21 protein-coding genes, 2 tRNA genes and 1 pseudogene are annotated in these 18,347 nt (G+C 63.7%); 9 read left to right on the top strand and 15 right to left on the bottom strand.

The genetic code is table 11. The features are described 5' to 3' along the window. Positions 1 to 72: 72 nt before the first annotated feature. Entirely contained in the window at positions 73 to 381 is a 309-nt protein-coding gene (locus tag FJ941_RS17440; RefSeq protein WP_140507450.1) for a hypothetical protein, read from the top strand. Positions 382 to 458: 77 nt separating this feature from the next. Continuing rightward, a pseudogene (locus FJ941_RS17445) lies at positions 459 to 1,654 on the top strand (IS481 family transposase). A 37-nt stretch (positions 1,655 to 1,691) separates the two neighbouring features. Here the strand turns inward: FJ941_RS17445 and FJ941_RS17450 are convergent. Both FJ941_RS17450 and FJ941_RS17455 read right to left on the bottom strand, forming a co-directional pair. Continuing rightward, positions 1,692 to 1,768, bottom strand: a tRNA-Arg gene (locus FJ941_RS17450). 47 nt (positions 1,769 to 1,815) lie between these two features. After that, positions 1,816 to 2,121 (bottom strand): ETC complex I subunit, encoded by a 306-nt coding sequence (locus FJ941_RS17455; protein WP_015318428.1) that lies wholly within the window; start codon positions 2,119 to 2,121, stop codon positions 1,816 to 1,818. 124 nt (positions 2,122 to 2,245) lie between these two features. Here FJ941_RS17455 and FJ941_RS17460 point away from each other — a divergent pair. Together FJ941_RS17460 and FJ941_RS17465 are read left to right on the top strand one after the other, a co-directional pair. Then, a tRNA-Pro gene (locus tag FJ941_RS17460) sits at positions 2,246 to 2,322 on the top strand. Positions 2,323 to 2,443: 121 nt separating this feature from the next. After that, positions 2,444 to 2,725, top strand: coding sequence for a hypothetical protein (locus FJ941_RS17465; RefSeq protein ID WP_140507452.1), 282 nt, complete (start codon positions 2,444 to 2,446; stop codon positions 2,723 to 2,725). A 30-nt stretch (positions 2,726 to 2,755) separates the two neighbouring features. Here the strand turns inward: FJ941_RS17465 and FJ941_RS17470 are convergent, their stop codons facing one another. The 5 genes from FJ941_RS17470 to FJ941_RS17490 form a co-directional block, all read right to left on the bottom strand. Continuing rightward, positions 2,756 to 3,139 carry a type II toxin-antitoxin system VapC family toxin gene (locus FJ941_RS17470; RefSeq protein ID WP_140507454.1) on the bottom strand — a complete coding sequence of 128 codons (384 nt, stop codon included), beginning with the start codon at positions 3,137 to 3,139 and terminating at the stop codon, positions 2,756 to 2,758. After that, positions 3,136 to 3,393, bottom strand: a complete 258-nt coding sequence (locus tag FJ941_RS17475) for a type II toxin-antitoxin system prevent-host-death family antitoxin (protein WP_140507456.1) — start codon at positions 3,391 to 3,393, stop codon at positions 3,136 to 3,138. The genes FJ941_RS17470 and FJ941_RS17475 overlap by 4 nt, the downstream gene beginning before the upstream one ends. Positions 3,394 to 3,721: 328 nt before the next feature. Continuing rightward, the gene (hdaA, locus tag FJ941_RS17480; protein ID WP_140507509.1) at positions 3,722 to 4,426 is read right to left on the bottom strand and encodes a DnaA regulatory inactivator HdaA; all 705 of its coding nucleotides are present in this window, start codon (positions 4,424 to 4,426) and stop codon (positions 3,722 to 3,724) included. A gap of 1 nt (position 4,427) precedes the next feature. Next, complete coding sequence (locus FJ941_RS17485; protein WP_246673861.1) at positions 4,428 to 5,708, bottom strand: AI-2E family transporter; 1,281 nt, start codon at positions 5,706 to 5,708, stop codon at positions 4,428 to 4,430. Further along, positions 5,683 to 6,237, bottom strand: coding sequence for a CDP-alcohol phosphatidyltransferase family protein (locus tag FJ941_RS17490; RefSeq protein ID WP_140507458.1), 555 nt, complete (start codon positions 6,235 to 6,237; stop codon positions 5,683 to 5,685). Before FJ941_RS17490 ends, FJ941_RS17485 begins: the two co-directional genes overlap by 26 nt. 209 nt (positions 6,238 to 6,446) lie before the next feature. Between FJ941_RS17490 and purM the strand changes: the two genes are divergently transcribed. The 3 genes from purM to FJ941_RS17505 are packed head-to-tail and all read left to right on the top strand — an operon-like array spanning position 6,447 to position 8,791. Continuing rightward, positions 6,447 to 7,556, top strand: coding sequence for a phosphoribosylformylglycinamidine cyclo-ligase (purM, locus tag FJ941_RS17495; protein ID WP_027144488.1), 1,110 nt, complete (start codon positions 6,447 to 6,449; stop codon positions 7,554 to 7,556). After that, positions 7,553 to 8,266 (top strand): phosphoribosylglycinamide formyltransferase, encoded by a 714-nt coding sequence (gene purN / locus FJ941_RS17500; protein WP_140507460.1) that lies wholly within the window; start codon positions 7,553 to 7,555, stop codon positions 8,264 to 8,266. Before purM ends, purN begins: the two co-directional genes overlap by 4 nt. Before the next feature lie 15 nt (positions 8,267 to 8,281). Next, positions 8,282 to 8,791, top strand: coding sequence for a histidine phosphatase family protein (locus FJ941_RS17505; protein WP_140507462.1), 510 nt, complete (start codon positions 8,282 to 8,284; stop codon positions 8,789 to 8,791). Positions 8,792 to 8,828: 37 nt separating this feature from the next. On the opposite strand, the gene FJ941_RS17510 is transcribed toward FJ941_RS17505, so the two are convergent. From FJ941_RS17510 to FJ941_RS17520, 3 genes are all read right to left on the bottom strand, one after another. After that, positions 8,829 to 9,071 carry a DUF680 domain-containing protein gene (locus FJ941_RS17510; RefSeq protein ID WP_140507464.1) on the bottom strand — a complete coding sequence of 81 codons (243 nt, stop codon included), beginning with the start codon at positions 9,069 to 9,071 and terminating at the stop codon, positions 8,829 to 8,831. Positions 9,072 to 9,284: 213 nt separating this feature from the next. Further along, positions 9,285 to 9,512, bottom strand: coding sequence for a DUF680 domain-containing protein (locus tag FJ941_RS17515; protein ID WP_140507466.1), 228 nt, complete (start codon positions 9,510 to 9,512; stop codon positions 9,285 to 9,287). Between the two features lie 45 nt (positions 9,513 to 9,557). Beyond that, positions 9,558 to 9,758 carry a DUF680 domain-containing protein gene (locus FJ941_RS17520; RefSeq protein ID WP_015318441.1) on the bottom strand — a complete coding sequence of 67 codons (201 nt, stop codon included), beginning with the start codon at positions 9,756 to 9,758 and terminating at the stop codon, positions 9,558 to 9,560. Between the two features lie 483 nt (positions 9,759 to 10,241). On the opposite strand from FJ941_RS17520, the gene FJ941_RS17525 reads away from it, so the two are divergent. Beyond that, positions 10,242 to 10,919, top strand: coding sequence for a response regulator (locus FJ941_RS17525; protein ID WP_140507468.1), 678 nt, complete (start codon positions 10,242 to 10,244; stop codon positions 10,917 to 10,919). 12 nt (positions 10,920 to 10,931) lie between these two features. Then, positions 10,932 to 12,284, top strand: coding sequence for a sensor histidine kinase (locus FJ941_RS17530; RefSeq protein WP_140507470.1), 1,353 nt, complete (start codon positions 10,932 to 10,934; stop codon positions 12,282 to 12,284). Positions 12,285 to 12,329: 45 nt separating this feature from the next. On the opposite strand, the gene FJ941_RS17535 is transcribed toward FJ941_RS17530, so the two are convergent. The 5 genes from FJ941_RS17535 to FJ941_RS17555 all read right to left on the bottom strand — a co-directional run bounded on the left by FJ941_RS17535 (position 12,330) and on the right by FJ941_RS17555 (position 18,309). After that, positions 12,330 to 13,208: an ABC transporter permease gene (locus tag FJ941_RS17535; protein WP_015318444.1), complete on the bottom strand. Its 879-nt coding sequence runs from the start codon at positions 13,206 to 13,208 to the stop codon at positions 12,330 to 12,332. 14 nt (positions 13,209 to 13,222) lie between these two features. Further along, the gene (locus FJ941_RS17540; protein ID WP_015318445.1) at positions 13,223 to 14,077 is read right to left on the bottom strand and encodes an ABC transporter ATP-binding protein; all 855 of its coding nucleotides are present in this window, start codon (positions 14,075 to 14,077) and stop codon (positions 13,223 to 13,225) included. A 160-nt stretch (positions 14,078 to 14,237) separates the two neighbouring features. Further along, the gene (locus FJ941_RS17545; RefSeq protein ID WP_140507472.1) at positions 14,238 to 15,251 is read right to left on the bottom strand and encodes an ABC transporter substrate-binding protein; all 1,014 of its coding nucleotides are present in this window, start codon (positions 15,249 to 15,251) and stop codon (positions 14,238 to 14,240) included. Positions 15,252 to 15,426: 175 nt separating this feature from the next. Then, positions 15,427 to 16,206, bottom strand: a complete 780-nt coding sequence (gene dapB, locus FJ941_RS17550; RefSeq protein ID WP_140507474.1) for a 4-hydroxy-tetrahydrodipicolinate reductase — start codon at positions 16,204 to 16,206, stop codon at positions 15,427 to 15,429. A 9-nt stretch (positions 16,207 to 16,215) separates the two neighbouring features. Then, positions 16,216 to 18,309, bottom strand: coding sequence for an ATP-dependent helicase (locus FJ941_RS17555; RefSeq protein ID WP_140507476.1), 2,094 nt, complete (start codon positions 18,307 to 18,309; stop codon positions 16,216 to 16,218). Positions 18,310 to 18,347: the final 38 nt, after the last annotated feature.

Here is an 18,347-nt window from a genome sequence, read left to right on the forward strand (position 1 = left end):
CCCAAAAGCCCGCCGGCATCACCTGTTGGCACCCGATCGCGGGCCAACTGCCCCAACTCCGCAATAGGAGGAATGTTCCTGAAGAAGCTCGGACTTTGTAGGCATCGAGGATTGAACAGCCCGTTCGGTGCTATGACCGGCATTCTGAAGCGTGCGTGCGGGTTTCAAAATGGTCCGGCTCGATCCGAGACCAGTGCGCATCGGCCGGCGTGCCTCAAGCGATGGGAGCATGGCGCCCGACCCGGCCCGCCGGCCAGCGATCGAGACCGCATCATGGAAGGCGCGGCGCGCTGCGCCACCCTGATCGACACGCGCTGGACGTTCCACAACAGCGGCTACGCGTCCGAGTTGGAACTTTTCACCCACAGCGGCACTAAGTAACTTGAGCGACCCGAGACATAGGTAACAGAACGTACCGGACACATAGGTAACACTTTTTCGCTTTGCGGGAGGTGTTGATGCCGTGGATGGAGTGTTCGGTGATGGACGAGCGTGTGCGCTTTGTTGGCCGTCTTCTGGACGGCGAGGCGATGAGCGATGTGTGTCGATCGTTCGGCATTTCGCGCAAGACTGGCTACAAGATCTTCAATCGCTACAGGGACGAGGGCCTGGAGGCGCTGACCGACCGCTCGCGGCGTCCGGTGCGCTACGCCAATCAGCTGCCCGACCCGATCGAGCGGATGATCGTGACGGTCAAGAAGGAGAAGCCGCATTGGGGCGCCCGCAAGATACGCGAGATGCTGGTGCGCAAGCTGGCCGGCGATGTCCGCATTCCGGCCAAAAGCACGGTGCACGCCGTGCTCGACCGACATGGCCTTGTCGCGCATGCCCGCCAGCGGCGGCAGGGCTGCAAGGCCGCGGGAACCGAACTGTCGCAGGCGATCTTGCCTAACGATCTGTGGTGCACGGATTTCAAGGGCGAGTTCAAACTCGGCGATGGCCGCTACTGTTACCCGCTGACGGTCACCGATCAGGCCTCGCGCTATCTGCTCGCCTGCGAAGCGCTTGAATCGACCAAGGAAGCGCCCGTCATCGAGAGTTTTGTGCGGCTGTTCAGGGAGCGCGGCCTGCCGCCGCGATCCGCTCCGACAACGGCCTGCCGTTTGCCAGTCCGAACGGCCTCTACAATCTCTCCAGGCTGTCGGTCTTCTGGCTCAGGCTCGGCATCGCCATCGAGCGCATCAGGCCCGGCAACCCGCAACAGAACGGCAGGCATGAGCGCATGCACCGAACCCTGAAAGCCGAGACGACAAGGCCGGCCGGCCAAAACAGCCTGCAACAGCAGGCCAGGTTCGACGCCTTCGTCACGGAATTCAATACCGAGCGGCCGCATGAGGCGCTCGACATGAAGGCGCCAGCGGACCTGTACGCACCCTCTTCAAGAGCCTATGCCGGCTTGCAGGACTTGCACTACCCTTTCCACGACCGCGACATTCTCGTCACCAACTGCGGCCGCATCTGCATGCATAGGAAGAAAATCAACATCTCGCATGTGCTCGCCGGTCAACGGCTCGGCATCAAGGAAGTCGACGACGCCATTTGGCTCGTCTCCTTCATGAGCTATGATCTCGGCTACATCGACCTGGAGCAGAGAATCTTGCAGACCATCGACAATCCGTTCGGCACGAGATTGTCACCCATGTCTCCGGTATAAACCGTAACCTATGTGTCCGGAACGGACCCTGAAATTGTGGCGATCCCGACAGGATTCGAACCTGTGACCATCGGCTTAGAAGGCCGGTGCTCTATCCAGCTGAGCTACGGGACCGTCGGCCGGCCAATGGGCCGGCTGAAATATTTGGCGCTGGCCGCCGGTCAATGCGTCCAGGGCGTCCTGCGGTCATAGCGGAAATTCTCCGCATAGGAAATCTGGCGGCGCTTGGTCTCTTTCGGCTCCTCGACGCGGAAGGCAAGCCCTTCCTTTTCGGCGTAGGCGACCGCTTCTTCGCGCGTGTCGAAGGTGAGCCTGATCTGGCTTCTCATGTCTCCCGAGGTGGTGTAGCCCATCAGCGGGTCGATCTTCTTGCGCATCTCGGGATCGAATTCCAGCACCCAATGGCCGGTCTTGGCCTTGCCGGACTGCATCGCGGTTTTGGCTGGGCTGAAAATGCGCGCGGACATGGCCACCTCTTTGTTGTGCGAGGCAGCGTCGCCGCCCGTAGGCCGTCATTACTGCGCATTGGCACCGGCGGCAAGGTTTTTGCACTTGCCATGTAACACCGAAATGAATAGGCAACAGACCGTTCGGAGTGTAGCGCAGCCTGGTAGCGCATCTGGTTTGGGACCAGAGGGTCGGGAGTTCGAATCTCTCCACTCCGACCATTTCTCTCTAAAATGCGATGCCGATGGCACCGAAGGGTTTTGCCCTTATTCGCGTTTCACCATTTCAGGCTCGCTTCCCTCGCCATTGCCGGCTTAAGCTGCGGCAAACGGGGGATTTGCGGTGCTTGGGATCGATGCTTGGGTGTCGCTGTTCGGGCCGGCCTATTTTGCCTATGCGGGCGTGACGGTTCCGTTCATGGTGACGTGGGCGATCGCCTGCGCGGCCTTGGCGATGTGGAACAATCGCGAGAGCCGCAGACAGGCCAGGCTGGCCCCGGGCATAGCCGCCTCCCATTCCTGGCCCGCCAGCATCGGGATGTTCGTGCTGGTCGCGGCCTGTTACATCGCCGCGCATTCCGCCGTCTATGTGGTGGTCCGGCATTTCGTCAGACTATGGCTGTGACCGCAAGCTCACCAGCTGACGGCGCCACGTTCAGAGCACACCCTCGATATCGGTTTTCGAAAAATCGGCCCCGACATACAACAGCCGGCAAGCGTGCTCCTTCGCCACTTCATAGGAGAAGCAATCGCCGAAATTGAGCGCGGCCGGATGGATGCCCTTCCCCCATTGCGCATAAGCCTCCGCGATTCGCCTGGCTGACGCCGGCGTCACCGCAACAACCTCGAAGCCAAGCCCATCAATCAGGCTGGATAGCTCGGCAGCGATGCCACGATGGGCGGCTACGATCAGCGCCTCGGCGACGGTGCCGGCGGAAATCAGGAGGTCATCTTCGGCTTCGATCGCGGCGATGCAAGCGGCGGCCCGAGGCTCATCAAGTACGATCGCCATAAGTGCAGAGGTATCGACCGCGATCACTCGGGCATGCCGTCTTCGCCATAAAGGAAATCCTGGCTACGGGCGGCGGATGGCCCCGCCTTCGCCTTGGCCGCCCCGGCAGTGCGCGCGGCTTCCAGAAGCGCCCGGCGAGCTCCCTTTTCGGGCATTGCCTTGATGGGAACCAGCCGCACGGCCGCATGACCGTGGCGGGTCAGAATAACCTCGTCGCCCGCCTCCGCGCGGCGCACCAGTTCGGTCAGCTGTCCCTTGGCGTCGGTGACGGATACCTGCATCGATCACTCCGCACGGACCATTCTGTGGTCCAAATCTTTCAACGGAAAAATAGACCATCGAATGGTCCATTTCAAGAGTTTCGACGATGCGACTGGTCAGTGTCGTTGGGTGAATGTCCGCTGCGGCGGCACCCGCTCGATACATTCTTAAAGGCAAGCTCGCCGGGCGAGAACCCCAACCGCCTCATCCCGGCGAGCCTACAACCTGATTTGGAACGCAATCAGGACCGGGGTTAGCCGGCAACCTCGCGCTGCAAGACCGGTGCCAATCTTGTGTGCCAAAACGGGACCGAGGTGGAGACGGAGAATCGCTGGAGCCCTGAAGCCATCAAATCTCGAACTCACCCTGCCCCTCGTCCATGGCGCTCACGGTCTCGGCGGCCAGTGCCCTTGTGATCGGCATCTTGCGCTCCAGCGCGGTGCGATCCAGGCGCTCCACCACACGCATTGCGGTTGCCAGCGAACGCTCGATGCGCCGCACCAGATACTGCACGATATGCGGCTCGACCTCGACCTGCCGGTCGGCGAACAGCTTGGTGATGACGCCGGCGAGCAAGAGATCGTCAGGCTCGTGGATCTCGACGGTCGCCGCCGCCTTCAGCCGCGAGGCAAGATCGGGCAGCTTGACGCCCCAGGCCGACGGAAAGCGCCGCGCCGTCAGAAGCAGTGTCGAGCCAGCACCGCGCACGGTATTGATCAAATGGAACAGGCCTTGCTCATCGACCGCGCCGCTATCGACATCGTCGATCAGCGCCGGCCGCGCACCGAGATTGGCGATGCTGTCACCCATGCGCCTGGCGTCGACGGCCACCGCGTTGGCGCGAGCACGCCAGATCGAGGCCAGATGCGTTTTGCCCGAACCAGCGGGGCCTGCCAGCACCACCACTGGTGCTTGCCAATTCGGCCAGCGGTCGACCAGTGCGGCCGCCTGATTGTTGGTGCCGGAGACGACCAGCTCGTCGCGCGAGTAACCGGTGCCGTGGCCGAGATCGAGCGGCAGTTGGCGCGGCGGATCGGTTCGCTGGGCAGTCACGTCAACGACGCGGTTGTGTGCGATGGCCGCCACCGCGATCGGCCGGCAACGGCGGCGCGGGTGCCGTCGCGTGGCCCTTGTAGAGCGGCGATTCCAGATAGCGGGCGATGGCAAACCGCACCAGAACGGCAACCGCCGCGGATGCAGGAACAGCAATCAACAGGCCGACAAAACCGAACAGCGCGCCGAAGGCGAACAGCGCGAACATGAGCCACACCGGATGCAAGCCGACACTTTTGCCAACCAGCCTGGGCTGCAGGATGTTGCCTTCGACGAACTGGCCGATAAAGAAGACCACGGCAACGGCGACAATCATCGTCCAGTCCGGCCAGAACTGGACGAAGGCAACGCCGACGGCCAGCACCAGCCCGGTCAATGAGCCGACATAGGGGATGAAGGAGATCAGCCCGGCGAACAGGCCGATGAGGATGGCGAAGTTCAGCCCCGTCAGCGTCAGGCCGGTGGCATACATGGCGGCCAGCACAAGGCAGAGCGTGCCCTGGCCACGCACGAAGCCGGCGGTGGCGGTGTTGATGTCGCGTGCGATGGCGCGGACCGTCGCCACGTTGTCGCGCGGCACCCAGCTGTCGATGACCGCCACCATGCGATCCCAGTCGAGCAGCATGTAGAAAGCAACCACGGGCGTCACCACGAACAGGCTGACCACCGAGACCAGCGCCACGCCCGAACTCCAGATCGAAGTGAAAACCGTGGTGAGCAGGCCGAAACCGGAGGTCAGCAGCGAGTTCAACCCGTCGCGCAGGCCATTGGCGTTGACGCCGAATTTCTGTTCCAGCCACTTCGGATCAAAGGAGGTGATCAAGCTCTGCAGCCGCGTCAGGTACTCCGGCAGCTTGCCGGCGAAATCGGCCATCTGCGTCGCCAGCACCGGAATCAGGATGACGAAGGCCAGCACCAGCACGATGAGGAAGGTGATGAGGATGACCACGGTCGCCATGAAGCGGCTGAGGCCGAGCCGTTGCAGCCGGTCGGCGACCGGATCAAGGAAATAGGCAAGCACCATGCCGGCGACGAAGGGCAGCAGGATGGCGCTGAAGACATAAAGAAAAAGCGCCAGGATCGCGGCACCCGCCAGCCAGAAGAAGATCTGGCGGCGGAACGTGGCCGACGCCTCGGCCTCAGCCGCCGTCTCGCCGGCCGGCACGACGACGACCGTCTGGTCGTCCACGGCCTTGCCCCGCGCCACCGCTTTGGGGGCGGCCGGCTTGCGGGCAGCCTTGCCGTCGATGGGCTTGTCAGCCTGATTTACCGCCTTCGCCATAGCCGTTCATATGCCTCAGCCAAGCCACGAGATAGGCCGCGGCCGAAGCCACGGTCAAGACCCCGGACAGCAATATGAGGGTGGGCCGCAGAGGGTCGAGGTGGCCGGCAAAGGCGAGTTCGCCCAGCACAACCGCCGCCAGCGCGATCTGTATGGCGGTATTGGCCTTCGACACCAGAAACGGCTTTATCTCGACGGGATGGCCGATCACCGTGGACAACAGGACAGCGCACACGATCAGCGCGTCGCGCGACACCATGGTGACGACCAGCCACAGCGGCAATTGCCCGATGAAGCCCATGACGACGAACACCGAAACCAAAAGCAGCTTGTCGGCGATCGGATCGAGATAGGCGCCGAACCTGGACTGCTGGTTGAAGCGGCGCGCGATGAAACCGTCGACACCGTCGGAAAGGCCGGCAACGACGAAGCCGGCAAAAGCCCATTCCCAACGTGACTGCAACATGGCCAGCACCACGGCAGGCACCAGCACAAAGCGCAGGATGGTGATCAGGTTGGGGATGGTCAACGCATTGTCCCGCCGTATTATGCCTCGAGATAGATGAGGGAGATGGAGGGCCGAGGCAAGGGAGAAGCGGGCTGGGCCAGCGGCAGACGCAGTGCGCGATGCCCCGGCTATCCACGCTTTTGTCAACCAAACGGCGCCCGGTTCGGCCGTTATCCTTGCGGACCGAAACCGTTCATGCGAAGAGCCCGCAAACGAGCAGGAACATTGCGATGAGCAAGCGCGAAACCGGCCAGCATAAAACGGGCCAGAACAAAACGGCCAAGCGCAGAAACGGGCTCACCTATGCCGAGGCCGGCGTCGACATCGATGCCGGCAATCTCATGGTGGAGAAGATCAAGCCGCTGGTGCGCGCAACGCGCCGGCCAGGCGCGGATGGCGAGATCGGCGGCTTCGGCGGCCTGTTCGATCTCAAGGCCGCCGGTTTCACCGATCCGGTGCTGGTCGCCGCCAATGACGGCGTCGGCACCAAGCTCAAGATCGCCATCGATGCCGGCAAGCACGACACGATCGGCATCGACCTCGTCGCCATGTGCGTCAACGACATCGTCGTGCAGGGCGCGGAGCCGCTGTTTTTCCTCGACTATTTCGCCACCGGCAAACTCGATCCCGAACAGGGTGCCGCGATCGTCGGCGGCATCGCGCAGGGTTGCCGCCAGGCCGGCTGCGCGCTGATCGGCGGCGAGACCGCCGAAATGCCCGGCATGTATCACGGCAAGGACTATGACCTTGCCGGCTTTGCGGTGGGCGCGGCCGAACGCGGGCAGCTTTTGCCCACGGACGACATCGTCGAAGGCGACGTGCTGCTCGGCCTTGCCTCCTCCGGCCTCCATTCCAACGGGTTTTCCCTGGTGCGCCGCATCGTTGCCGCAAGCGGCCTGGCGTGGAGCGATCCGGCGCCGTTCAACGACGAGGCGACGCTGGCCGAGGCGCTGCTCGAGCCGACCCGCATCTACGTGAAATCGCTCCTCAAGGCGATCCGCAACACGCACGGCATCAAGGCGCTGGCGCACATCACCGGCGGTGGCTTCCCGGAAAACATCCCGCGCGTGCTGCCCAAGGATTTCTCGGCCGAGCTCGACCTCGAAGCCATCGACGTGCCGCCGGTGTTCTCCTGGCTGGCCAAGACCGGCGGCGTGGCGCCGGAAGAGATGATGCGCACCTTCAACTGCGGCATCGGCATGATTTTGGCTGTCGCTTCGGGTCAGGCGGCGCAGGTTGCGGCCGTCCTGCAGGAAGCCGGCGAGACCGTGACGCCGATCGGCCGCATCGTGCCGCGCCGCGACGCCGGCGTCATCTATCGGGGCTCGATCGGCCTATGAGCGCGCGGAGGAAACGCACAGTCGTGCTGATTTCGGGGCGCGGCTCCAACATGACCGCGCTGATCGCGGCGGCCAGCGACCCGTCCTTCCCGGCCGAGATCGCAGGCGTCATCTCCGATAAGGCTGACGCCGCCGGCCTCGTCATCGCCAGGGCACGCGGCATCGCCACACAGGTCATTTCGCGCGCCGACCACGGCAGCAAGCAGGCGCATGACGCGGCGATCGACGCGGCACTCGCGGCCTTTAATGCCGACATCGTGGCGCTGGCGGGCTATATGCGCATCCTGACCCCCGGCTTTGTCCAGAAATGGCAGGGCCGCATGATCAACATCCACCCTGCCCTGCTGCCGGCTTTCAAAGGGCTCGATACCCATGCCCGGGCGCTGGCCGCCGGTATCCGCATCCATGGCTGCACGGTGCATTTCGTGACATCCGAGATGGATGACGGCCCCATTATCGCCCAGGCTGCGGTGCCGGTGATGGTCGGCGACAATACCGATACGCTGGCTGCCCGGGTACTGAAGGCCGAGCATCGGCTCTATCCGCTGGCGCTTGGACTGGTGGCCGAAGGCAAGGCGCGCATGGAGGAGGGCCGCGCCGTGCTCGCCCACTTTGCCGACGATGCCGACAACGGCACCTCGGTGATGATGGCACCCGACCCGCTGCGCGAGGAGGCCGATCTCGAGCAGCTGGCGCGGATCACGCCTTAAGCCGAGGACACGGCGATGAAACAGCTGCTCCTCCTACGCCATGCCAAATCGAGCTGGGATGATCCTGATCTCGATGATTTCGACCGGCCGCTCGCGGAACGTGGGTTGAAGGCAGCCCGATTGATCGGTCGCGAGCTTGCCGCGCGCGACTGGCTGCCGGACCTTGCATTGGTGTCACCGGCGCTGCGCACCCGCGATACGTGGCGGCTGGTGGCGGCGGAACTGCCCGCGCAGCCTCGGGTCGCGTTTGCCGAGGCGCTTTACGATGCTCCAGCGGCGGATATTCTGAGCCAGGTACGCAAAGCAGACCCGTCGAGCGGCTGCCTGCTGGTTCTCGGCCACAATCCAGGCCTGGAGGATCTGGCAAAACAGCTTGCCGGACCGGGATCGGAGGCGAAAGCGCGCAAGAGGCTCGAGCAAAAGTTTCCGACAGCAGCCCTCGCGCGCTTCGTCTTTGAACACGATTGGTCTGCCCTGTCGGCCGCCCGGCTGACGCACTGTCTGCGGCCGAAGGATCTGAGCTAGACGGGTGCGGCAGATCAGACCTGCCGCACCCCTGACATCAGTTGCCCCATATGCCCTGGCCGGGCTCCGGCCAGTCGATGCCGGGCTTGATCTTGGTGTCGGCAGCCTTGTGCCTGGTCATATTCGTATTGTCGTCGACGGCGCCGGTGGCGGCGTGGTCCACGCCGGCGACCGGGGCGACCGGCTGGTTCGCATTGTCCGAGCCATAATGGTCGCTGCCGGCGAGTGCACCTCCGGTTGCGACGAGCATAGCGGCGGCAGCGAGAGCAAGTCTGTTCATTTCAATCTCCAGGTTCATTCGTTGGGCGGCGTCTTGGGAGGACGGTTCCGCTGAGGACAAGACCAGAAGCAGCCTGGTTTTATTCCTGACCGTGAAATGTTTTTTGCCGACTGCGAAGATCGGCTGATACGGCCAATGCCCAGGGCTCATCCAAAAAACAAGAGCGGCGGGCCAGGCCCACCGCTCTTTGACGTCACGCGATGCTTGAAGGGATCAGCGGCCCCAGATGCCTTGGCCCGACTGAGCAGGCACCTTGGCATTGACGTCAGCCTGCGCCTTGTCCGCCTTCAGGATCGAACCGGTGCGGAAGGTGTCGACATTGGAGGTCGACTGGCTGGCAACCGGCTGGTTGGCGTTGTTGGAGCCGTAGTTGTCGCTGCCGGCAAAAGCGGTGCCCGTGGCAACGAGGATGGCGGCGGCGGTGAGTGCGATCTTGGTCATTTCAAGTACTCCTGAATTCAAAGGTGGATGGATTGGCAGTCGCGATTAGCGGCCGAAGAGGTTGCGGTCAGCGCCCTGCGGAGCCTGGACCGACGCTGCCGTCGACTTCGACGTCGATGCGGTGACCGAATGGTCGACAGTGGCGGCAGGCTGGTTGGCGTTGGCCGAGCCATAATTGTCGCTGCCGGCAAAAGCAGTGCCCGTGGCAACGAGGATGGCGGCGGCGGTAAGAGCGATCTTGGTCATTTTATTTACTCCAGAATTTCTTTGTTCTGTCCGTCTAGTGGCGTGCCCTTGGGAGGATTTCGCGTCGCTCGAACCACCTCCAGATGGGAAAGGCCTCTTGGGATTTCTAGTCGCATCGGTTTTGCAGTAGTTCATTATATTATAGACAATGCATATTGCACCGCAGCATTTTTAGTCCGATTTATCACATGTTTTCAGATGGTTAGTGTTTCCATTTCGGGCGCATGCCAGAGCAGATCGGAGGACATTGTTCACCGTTTGCGATACAATCCGTCAATCAGAACCGAACCGTTCAGTTCGATTTAATCTTCAAAACGGGGTGTCTGAGCCTACAAAAATCGGATCCGCGGCCAAGCCGCATTTGCCTTGCGTTGCGATCGAGACTATCGATCATTTCGGGTCCGATTGCCGAATGGGCCCGCCAATCGAGCCCGAGGCGGCCGTTGAGACCGAAAGTGGGCGGATGCTGGAACGGCAATAGACATGCGATTGCTGCTTGTGGAGGACAATCGCGAACTGGCGGACTGGCTAGGCAAGACCTTGCGCCAGGCGAATTATGTCGTCGACATCGTCCATGACGGCGAGGATGTCGAGCATGCGCTCGCCGCCGGCAACCACGCGCTTGTCATTCTCGATCTTGCGCTGCCTCGCATGGGTGGACTGGAAGTGCTGCGCACGCTGCGAACACGCGGCAACCGGGTGCCGGTGATCGTACTGACTGCCAATGCCAGCCTCGATGGCCGAGTCAAAGGCCTCAACGAAGGCGCCGACGACTATCTGCCGAAGCCCTTTCAGATCGAGGAACTCGAAGCACGCATCCGCGTCCAACTGCGCCGCGCCAATGACCGGACGGCACCGGTCGTTGCCTGCGGCGACCTTGTGTTCGACACCAACACCAGGCTGTTTTCGCTCGGCGGCGAGACGCTGGCGTTGACGCCGCGCGAACATGCCGTGCTCGAGCAGTTGATGATCAAGGCGGGACGCACCGTGAGCAAGGCCGCCCTGTCCGCGGCGATCTATGACTTCGAGACCGACGCCGATCCAAGCGCCATCGAGATCTATGTGCACCGCGTGCGCAAGAAGCTTGAAGGCTCGCGGGTCCAGATCACCACTTTGCGTGGCCTCGGCTATCTCTTGCGCCACGATGATCTGGCGCCATGATGATTTGGCGCTATGAAGACTAACAGCCTGCGCCTGCAATTGCTGGCCTGGGTCGTGCTCCCCCTGGCCGGGCTTGCGACCATCAATCTGTGGACCAGCCAGCGCAACGCTCTGGCGACCGCCGATCTGGTCACCGACCGCATGCTGGTCGGCTCGGCCCGCGCCATCGCCGAGCAGGTCGCCATGGCCGATGGCGTACTCGATGCCACCATCCCGCCGGCGGCGATCGAGATGTTCGATACCGGCGATCGCGACAGCGTCTATTATCGCGTCGAGACCGCCGGAGGACGGTTGCTGACCGGCTACCCCGATTTGCCGCAAGCGCCGCGGCATGCGAGCGTCGAGGCGAGCTATCGCGACCATATGTTGCGGCTCTTGACGCTCAGCCACGCGGTGATCGGCGCCGGCGGCGATTCCCCCATAACGGTCACCGTGGGCATAACGCTCTCCGGGCATGATGCGATGGTGAGGCGGCTGTGGCTCAGCGCCTTCGTCCAGCAACTGGCGCTCGTGGCGATCGCCGGCGTGTTCGTGCTGCTTGGCCTGCGCCGCGGCCTGGCGCCATTGATGAGCCTGCGCGACGCGGTGCGTTCGCCAAGCCGAAGCGACCTCGATCCGGTTGACGTGCCGGGCGCGCAGAGCGAAATCCGGCCTCTGATAGAGGCGCTCAACGCCTACATGGAACGGGTGCGCGCGCAGATGGGAGCGCAGCGCCGTTTCATCGCCAATGCCGCACATCAATTGCGCACGCCGCTGGCGCTGCTATCGACGCAGGCAAGCTATGCGCTACGCGAAACCGCCACCGATGCGCGCCAGGAAGCGCTGGTGGCGCTGCAGGCCAGCTCCGGCAAGCTGGCGCGGCTGGCCGAACAATTGCTCACCCTGTCGCGTGCCGAGCCTGGCAGCCGGCGGCCACGCGCCGATCGCATCGACCTGACAGAAGCCGCCCGCCATGTACTGGAAACGCAGGCGCCCGCGGCGATCGCCCGCAAGATCGATCTCGGACTGGAGGAAACAGGGCCGGTTGCAGTCATTGGCGACGGCACCATGCTGCGCGAGATGATCGTCAACCTTGTCGACAACGCGCTGCGTTACTCGACGGCAGGCGCCAGCGTGACGGTGAAGCTGGCGGCCATCGATAGCGAAGCCGTGTTGACGGTAGCCGATGACGGGCCCGGCATCCCTGCCGAAGAGCGGGATCACGTGTTCGAGCGCTTTTATCGCATCGCCGGTTCGACCGAGGAAGGCAGCGGCCTGGGCCTCGCCATCGTGCGCGAGGTTGTCGAGAATGCCGGCGGCCGCGTCACCCTCGGGGATGGCGCGGCCGGCGGTCTGGTGGTCGAGGTCAGGTTGCCCCTGGCCTGAACCGACCCGCGCCCAGCGCGGGCTCGGACTGTCCTCGGAACAAAATCAGGTGCCCTGCTCGTTGAACGGCGCCGGCCGCCACTTGACGACATAGTTCTCGAAGCGGGTGATGATGAATTCCACCACCAGCGCCATAACGGCCAGGATGATCATGGCGGCAAAGACGCCATTGGCGTTGAAGGCGCCCTGCGCGGTCGAGATCAGCAGGCCCATGCCTTGCTTGGCGCCGAGGAATTCGCCGACCACGGCGCCGACCAAGGCAAAGCCGAAGCTGACATGCAGGCTGGCCAGGATCCAGCTCATCGCCGACGGGATAATGACGGTGCGGGTGATCTGGAACGGCGAGGCACCGAGGATCTGGGCGTTGGCGATCATCGCCCTGTCGGCCTCACGAACCCCCTGGAAGGCGTTGGCGAAAACGACGAAGAACACCATCACCACGGCGAGCGCCACTTTCGAGGCCATGCCTAGGCCGAGCGCGATGATGAAGACAGAGCCGAGCACGACGCGCGGCACGGAATTGGCGATCTTGATGTAGATCGAAAAGACATCGGCCAGCAGCCGGTTGCGGCCGAGAATGATGCCGGCGGCGATGCCGCCCAGTGCGCCGATGGCGAAGCCGAGGAAGGTTTCCTCCAGCGTCACATAGATCTGCAGCCAGAGCGGTCCCTGCGAGGTGCCCTCGGTGATCCAGGACCAGATCTGTTCCCAGATGCCCGAGGGGCTGGCGAAGAAGAACGGGTCGATGATGTTATAGTCGGCGCCGAGTTCCCACAGGCCAAGGAACGCAACGAGGATAGCCAGGCGCAGGCCGATGACCAAAGCATGGCGGCGGCGCAGCCGGGCCCTCGCCCGGGCCTCGGCAACGGCAATGGAGGCATCGCGGACGGCGGCATGGGAAGCGGTGGGAGAGATAGCGGTCATGTTGGTGTCTCCTCTCAATGCCCGCTCTGCAAGGTGCGGCTCTGGCCGAGCTGCACTTCTTCGCGCAGGTCGTTCCAGATCACCTTGGCGATCTCGACGAATTTCGGGTCGTAACGGATGTCGGCCATGACACGCGGACGCGGCAGGTCGATGCGGTAGACGCTCTTGACCGTTCCCGGCCCGGCGGTGAGCACATAGACCTTGTCGGCCAGCGCCACCGCCTCCTCCAGATCGTGGGTGACGAAGACGACGGAGGATTTCTGTTCCGACCACAGGCCGAGCAATTCGTCCTGCATGGCCGTGCGCGTCTGCATGTCGAGCGCACTGAACGGCTCGTCCATAAGCAGAATCTTCGGCTGGTTGATGAAGGTCTGGGCAAGGGCGACGCGCTTGCGCATGCCGCCCGAAAGCTGGTGCGGATAATGTTTTTCGAAGCGGCCGAGGCCGACGCGGGCGATCCAGTCGCGGGCCCGATCATAGGCCTGCGCCTTGGGGATCCCGCGATAAAGCGGACCGGCGGCGACATTGTCGATGACGCTTCGCCAGGGAAAAAGCGCATCGGCCTGGAAGACAAAACCGATGTCGCGGCTGATATCGGTGACCGGTTTGCCCATGACGCGGACATGACCTGTGGTCGGCCGCAGCAGGCCGGTGACGAGGTTGAGCGTCGTCGACTTGCCGCAGCCGGTCGGCCCGACGACGCAGGCGAATTCGCCACGCGCCACCGTCATGGTGAAGTCGCGGATCGCCGTCATCATATGGCCGTCGGGCGTGACGAAGCGTAGCGTCACATCATCGATGGCGATCGCGGCATCGGCCGGCGGCGCGGCCTGAGACAACTTCTCAGCCGCCATCGTTTGCACTTGCATGGCATACTCCTGTGGCGATGATGCGAGAATGCCTGCGGCCAAAACTTGTGGTCGCCATCTCTCGACATCGGTAGGCGCGCCGCTGCCAAATCGATTCAGGCCAGCGGCGCAACTTGTTGTTCCTCAAGAGCGAACCGGGTAACCCGCCTCGCCTGCCTGCCTACTTGGCGGCGTCGACGAATTCCGTCGTGAAGGTTTTCGACAGGTCGATCTGCTTGCCCTGCAGGCTCTTGGAGAAGGTCGACAGAACTTTCAGCACCGTCTCGGGGCCATCGGCCGGCATGCGTCCGTCGGGCGTGAACATCGCCTTGCCGCCGGCGAGCCCCTGGATATAGAGATCCTTGTTGCCGGCGTAATAGTCCTTCGGCATCTTGTCGGCGATCTCCTCGGCCGAATGGCCGGCGATGAACTTCATCGTCTTGACGAAGGCATTGGCGAGCTTCTGTGCTTCGTCCTTGTGGCCTTCGACCCAGGAAGACTGGACGTAGAAGGATGCCGCAGGATAGTCGCCGCCCAGCGCTTCCTTGGTCTTTTCGGGCGTGCGCATGTCGACCAGGACTTTGGCCTCGCCGGTCTTGAGCAATTTCGCGATGGTCGGCTCCGTGGTCATGCCGGCCTGAATTTGGTCCTGCTTGACGGCGGCGATGAAGGTATTGCCGGCGCCGACCGGCAGCAGCGTGTAATCACCCGGCTTCAGGCCGCTGCGGACGGCAAGATATTGGGTCAGGAAATCGGTCGACGACCCAAGCCCGGTGACGCCCAGCGTGGCGCCCTTGAAGTCGGCCGGCGACTTGATCTCCGGGTGCTTGGCGGAGACCAGTTCGACCTCGCCAGGGGCCTGGCTGAACTGGACGATCGACTGGATGTATTTGCCCTTTGACTGTAGGTCGACAGTGTGGTCGTAAAAGCCGACAACGCCCTGCACGGCGCCGGCCAGCAATTCATTCTCGGCCTCGACGCCGGCTCGCGAGTTGATCAGTTCGACGTCGAGCCCCTCATCCTTGAAGTAGCCGAGCTGCTGGGTGAGCACGGCCGGCAGGTAAATCTGCTTTTCCATGCCTCCGACGATGATGGTGATCTTGTCCGCGGCGGACGCCGCGGTCGCGCCCGTGCCGACAATGGCGAGCGTCAGCACCGCCGAACGCAAGATGCACTTCGAGATCAAACCGGTCATGTAACTTCCTCCACCTGGGCGGCGCGCCATCCAGGCTGCGCCGCATTCCTCCTGCCGGCCACTCCCGCACCGGTCACGCGGCGAACGCCGCAATGAATCAATTGCATGCCCAAGCTTTCAGCTGGCTTTCAGCCACTTTAGCAACCGGGGAATGAAAACAGCCAGGATTTGCCGGTTACGATGCGCCAAAACCCAATACGTCGCGCATCTCGTATTCGCCGGGAGCGCGGCCCGCCACCCAGAGTGCCGCGGCGATGGCGCCATGCGCGAACATGATGCGGTCGCCAGCCGCATGCGACACGGTGACGGTTTCGCCCTCGGTGCAGAAGCTGACGCTGTGCTCGCCGATGATGCCGCCGCCGCGCGCCACCGCGAAGCCGATCTCGCCCGCCGGCCGCGCGCCGGTGACGCCATCGCGGCCGCGCCTGGCAACCGCGTCCAGTTCGACGCCGCGTCCGCCGGCAACGGCTTGCCCCAGCATCAGCGCCGTGCCCGATGGAGCGTCGACCTTATGGCGATGATGCGCCTCGAAAATCTCGGCATCCCAGTCTTGCGGGCCAAGTGCCCGCGCTGCCCGCCCGACCAATCCGACCAACATGTTGAGCCCGAGCGAGAAGCTGCCGGACCGCACAATTGCGACGGTTTTCGCGGCGGCGGCGATGGTGGCCATCTCGGCGGTATCGAAACCCGTCGAGCCAATCACCAAGGCTGGCCCGCCACGTTGCGCACAGAAACTGGCCAGATCGGCGGAGCCGGCCGGCGCGGTGAAGTCGATGACCACGTCGGCCACGGCAAGCGCCTCGTCGCGGCTCACCAGCCCATCACCGACACTGCCTGGGCGGTGAAAGCGGGCGGCAAGCGCCAGACGCGCATCGGCCCGCACCGCATCCGCCATCTGGCGTCCCATGCGGCCGAGCGCGCCTGATATGGCGATCCTGATCGGCGGTTGCGCCATCGCCTCCTGCTATTTCCACATGCCGCGCATGCGGGCGCCGATGTCGACGCGCACCTCCGGCCGGGGTGCCCTGCCCTGCGCCGCTTGCGCGGCCGGCCACGAAAGCTGCTGGAAGGCGGCAAGAATGGAGGCCGGGATGAAACGGGTGCGCGAGGCATAGAGATGGCGGTCGCCGCGCGCCGCCTGGCCGTGCGGAAAGAAGCGCTGCGGCATGACCAGGTTGAGGCTGTCCTTGGCTCGTGTCATCGCCACGTAGAGCAGCCGGCGCTCTTCCTCGATGTCCTCCTTGGTGCCGACGCCGAGATCGGCCGGAATGCAGCCATCGACCGTGTTGAGCACGAAGACGTTCTTCCACTCCTGGCCCTTGGCCGAGTGGATGGTAGACAGGATCAGATAGTCCTCGTCGCGATGCGGCGGCCCGGCCTGATCGCTGGTCGCGTCCGGCGGATCGAGCGTCAGCTCGGTCAGGAAGCGTTCGCGCGAGGCATAGCCCGAGCCGATCTGCTCGAGCTGCAGCAGGTCGGCGCGGCGCGTGATCGCATCCTCGTGGATGCGCTCCAGATGCGGTTCGTACCACAGCCTGACCTGTTCGAGATCGGCCGGCCATTTGGCGCCGGCGCGCAAGCCGGAATAGAGCGAGACGAAGCCGGGCCAATCGTCGGCGGCGCGCTGCGGCGGACGCCAGCCGGCAAGGCCCATCGCCTCGTCCAACGCCGACGTCATCGCTTCGACGATTTGCGCGGCGGCGGAAGGGCCTATCCCCGGCAAAAGCTGCAGCACGCGAAAACCGGCGACACGGTCGCGCGGGTTTTCGGCGAAGCGCAGCACCGCCAGCACGTCCTTGACGTGGGCTGCATCGAGGAATTTCAGGCCACCGAACTTGACGAAGGGAATGTTGCGCCGCGTAAGTTCGATCTCCAGCGGTCCGCTGTGGTGCGAGGCACGAAACAGCACCGCCTGCGACTTTAGCGCGGTGCCAGCCTCGCGCTCCGCCAGGATGGTGTCGCAGACGAAATTGGCCTGCTCGACCTCGTCACGCACGGTCACAAGTCTTGGCTTGTCGGCGGATTTGCGTTCCGACCACAGGTTCTTGGTGAAGCGCTCCGAAGCTTCGCCGATGACCGCATTGGCGGCCGCCAGAATGGTCTCGGTCGAGCGATAATTGCGCTCCAGCATCACCACATCGGCGGTCTGGGCGAACTGCGTGGGGAAGTCGAGGATGTTGCGCACTTCGGCAGCGCGGAACGAATAGATCGACTGCGCGTCGTCACCGACCACCGTCAGCCCGGCGCCGTCGGGTTTCAGCGCAAGCAGAATCGACGCCTGCAGCCGATTGGTATCCTGGTATTCGTCGACCAACACATGGTCGAAACGCCCGCCGAGATGCGTGGCGATCTCAGGCTCGGCGGTCATCTGCGCCCAGTAGAGCAGCAGATCGTCGTAATCGAGCACGTTCTGCGCCTGCTTGGCCTCGACATAGCCGGCAAACAGCTGCTTGAGCTGCTCGGCCCAGCCGGCGCACCAGGGGAAAGCAGATCCCAGCACCTCACCGACAGGCACCTGCGCGTTGACGGCGCGCGAATAGATGGCAAGGCAGGTGCCTTTGGTCGGAAAGCGCGCTTCCGTCCGGGAGAAGCCGAGTTCGTGGCGTACGAGATTCATCAGATCGGCGGAATCCTCGCGATCATGGATGGTGAAGGCCGGATCGAGGCCGATCTCCAGTGCATAATCGCGCAGCAGCCGCGCACCGATGCCATGAAAAGTGCCGGCCCAGGTCAGCGCATCCGTGATCACGGCAGCATCGCGGCCTAGCACCTCGCCGGCGATGCGCTCGACGCGCCTGGCCATTTCGGATGCGGCGCGCCGCGAAAACGTCATCAGCAGGATGCGGCGCGGGTCGGCTCCCTTGACGATCAGATGAGCGACGCGGTGCGCCAGGGTGTTGGTCTTGCCGGAGCCGGCACCGGCGATGACCAGCAGCGGGCCTGCAATCTTGCCGTCGCCATGTTCGACGGCCTGGCGTTGGGCGTCGTTTAGCCGGGCGAGATAAGCCGGCTGGACGGTCGAGTCCAAAAAGGTCGAATCATGGGCGGCGAGGTTCATCGCCCATCAAGCATCGTTTCCGCTTTGTTCGCAACAGA

Source organism: Mesorhizobium sp. B2-3-13 (assembly GCF_006442195.1).
GTDB lineage: Bacteria > Pseudomonadota > Alphaproteobacteria > Rhizobiales > Rhizobiaceae > Mesorhizobium > Mesorhizobium salmacidum.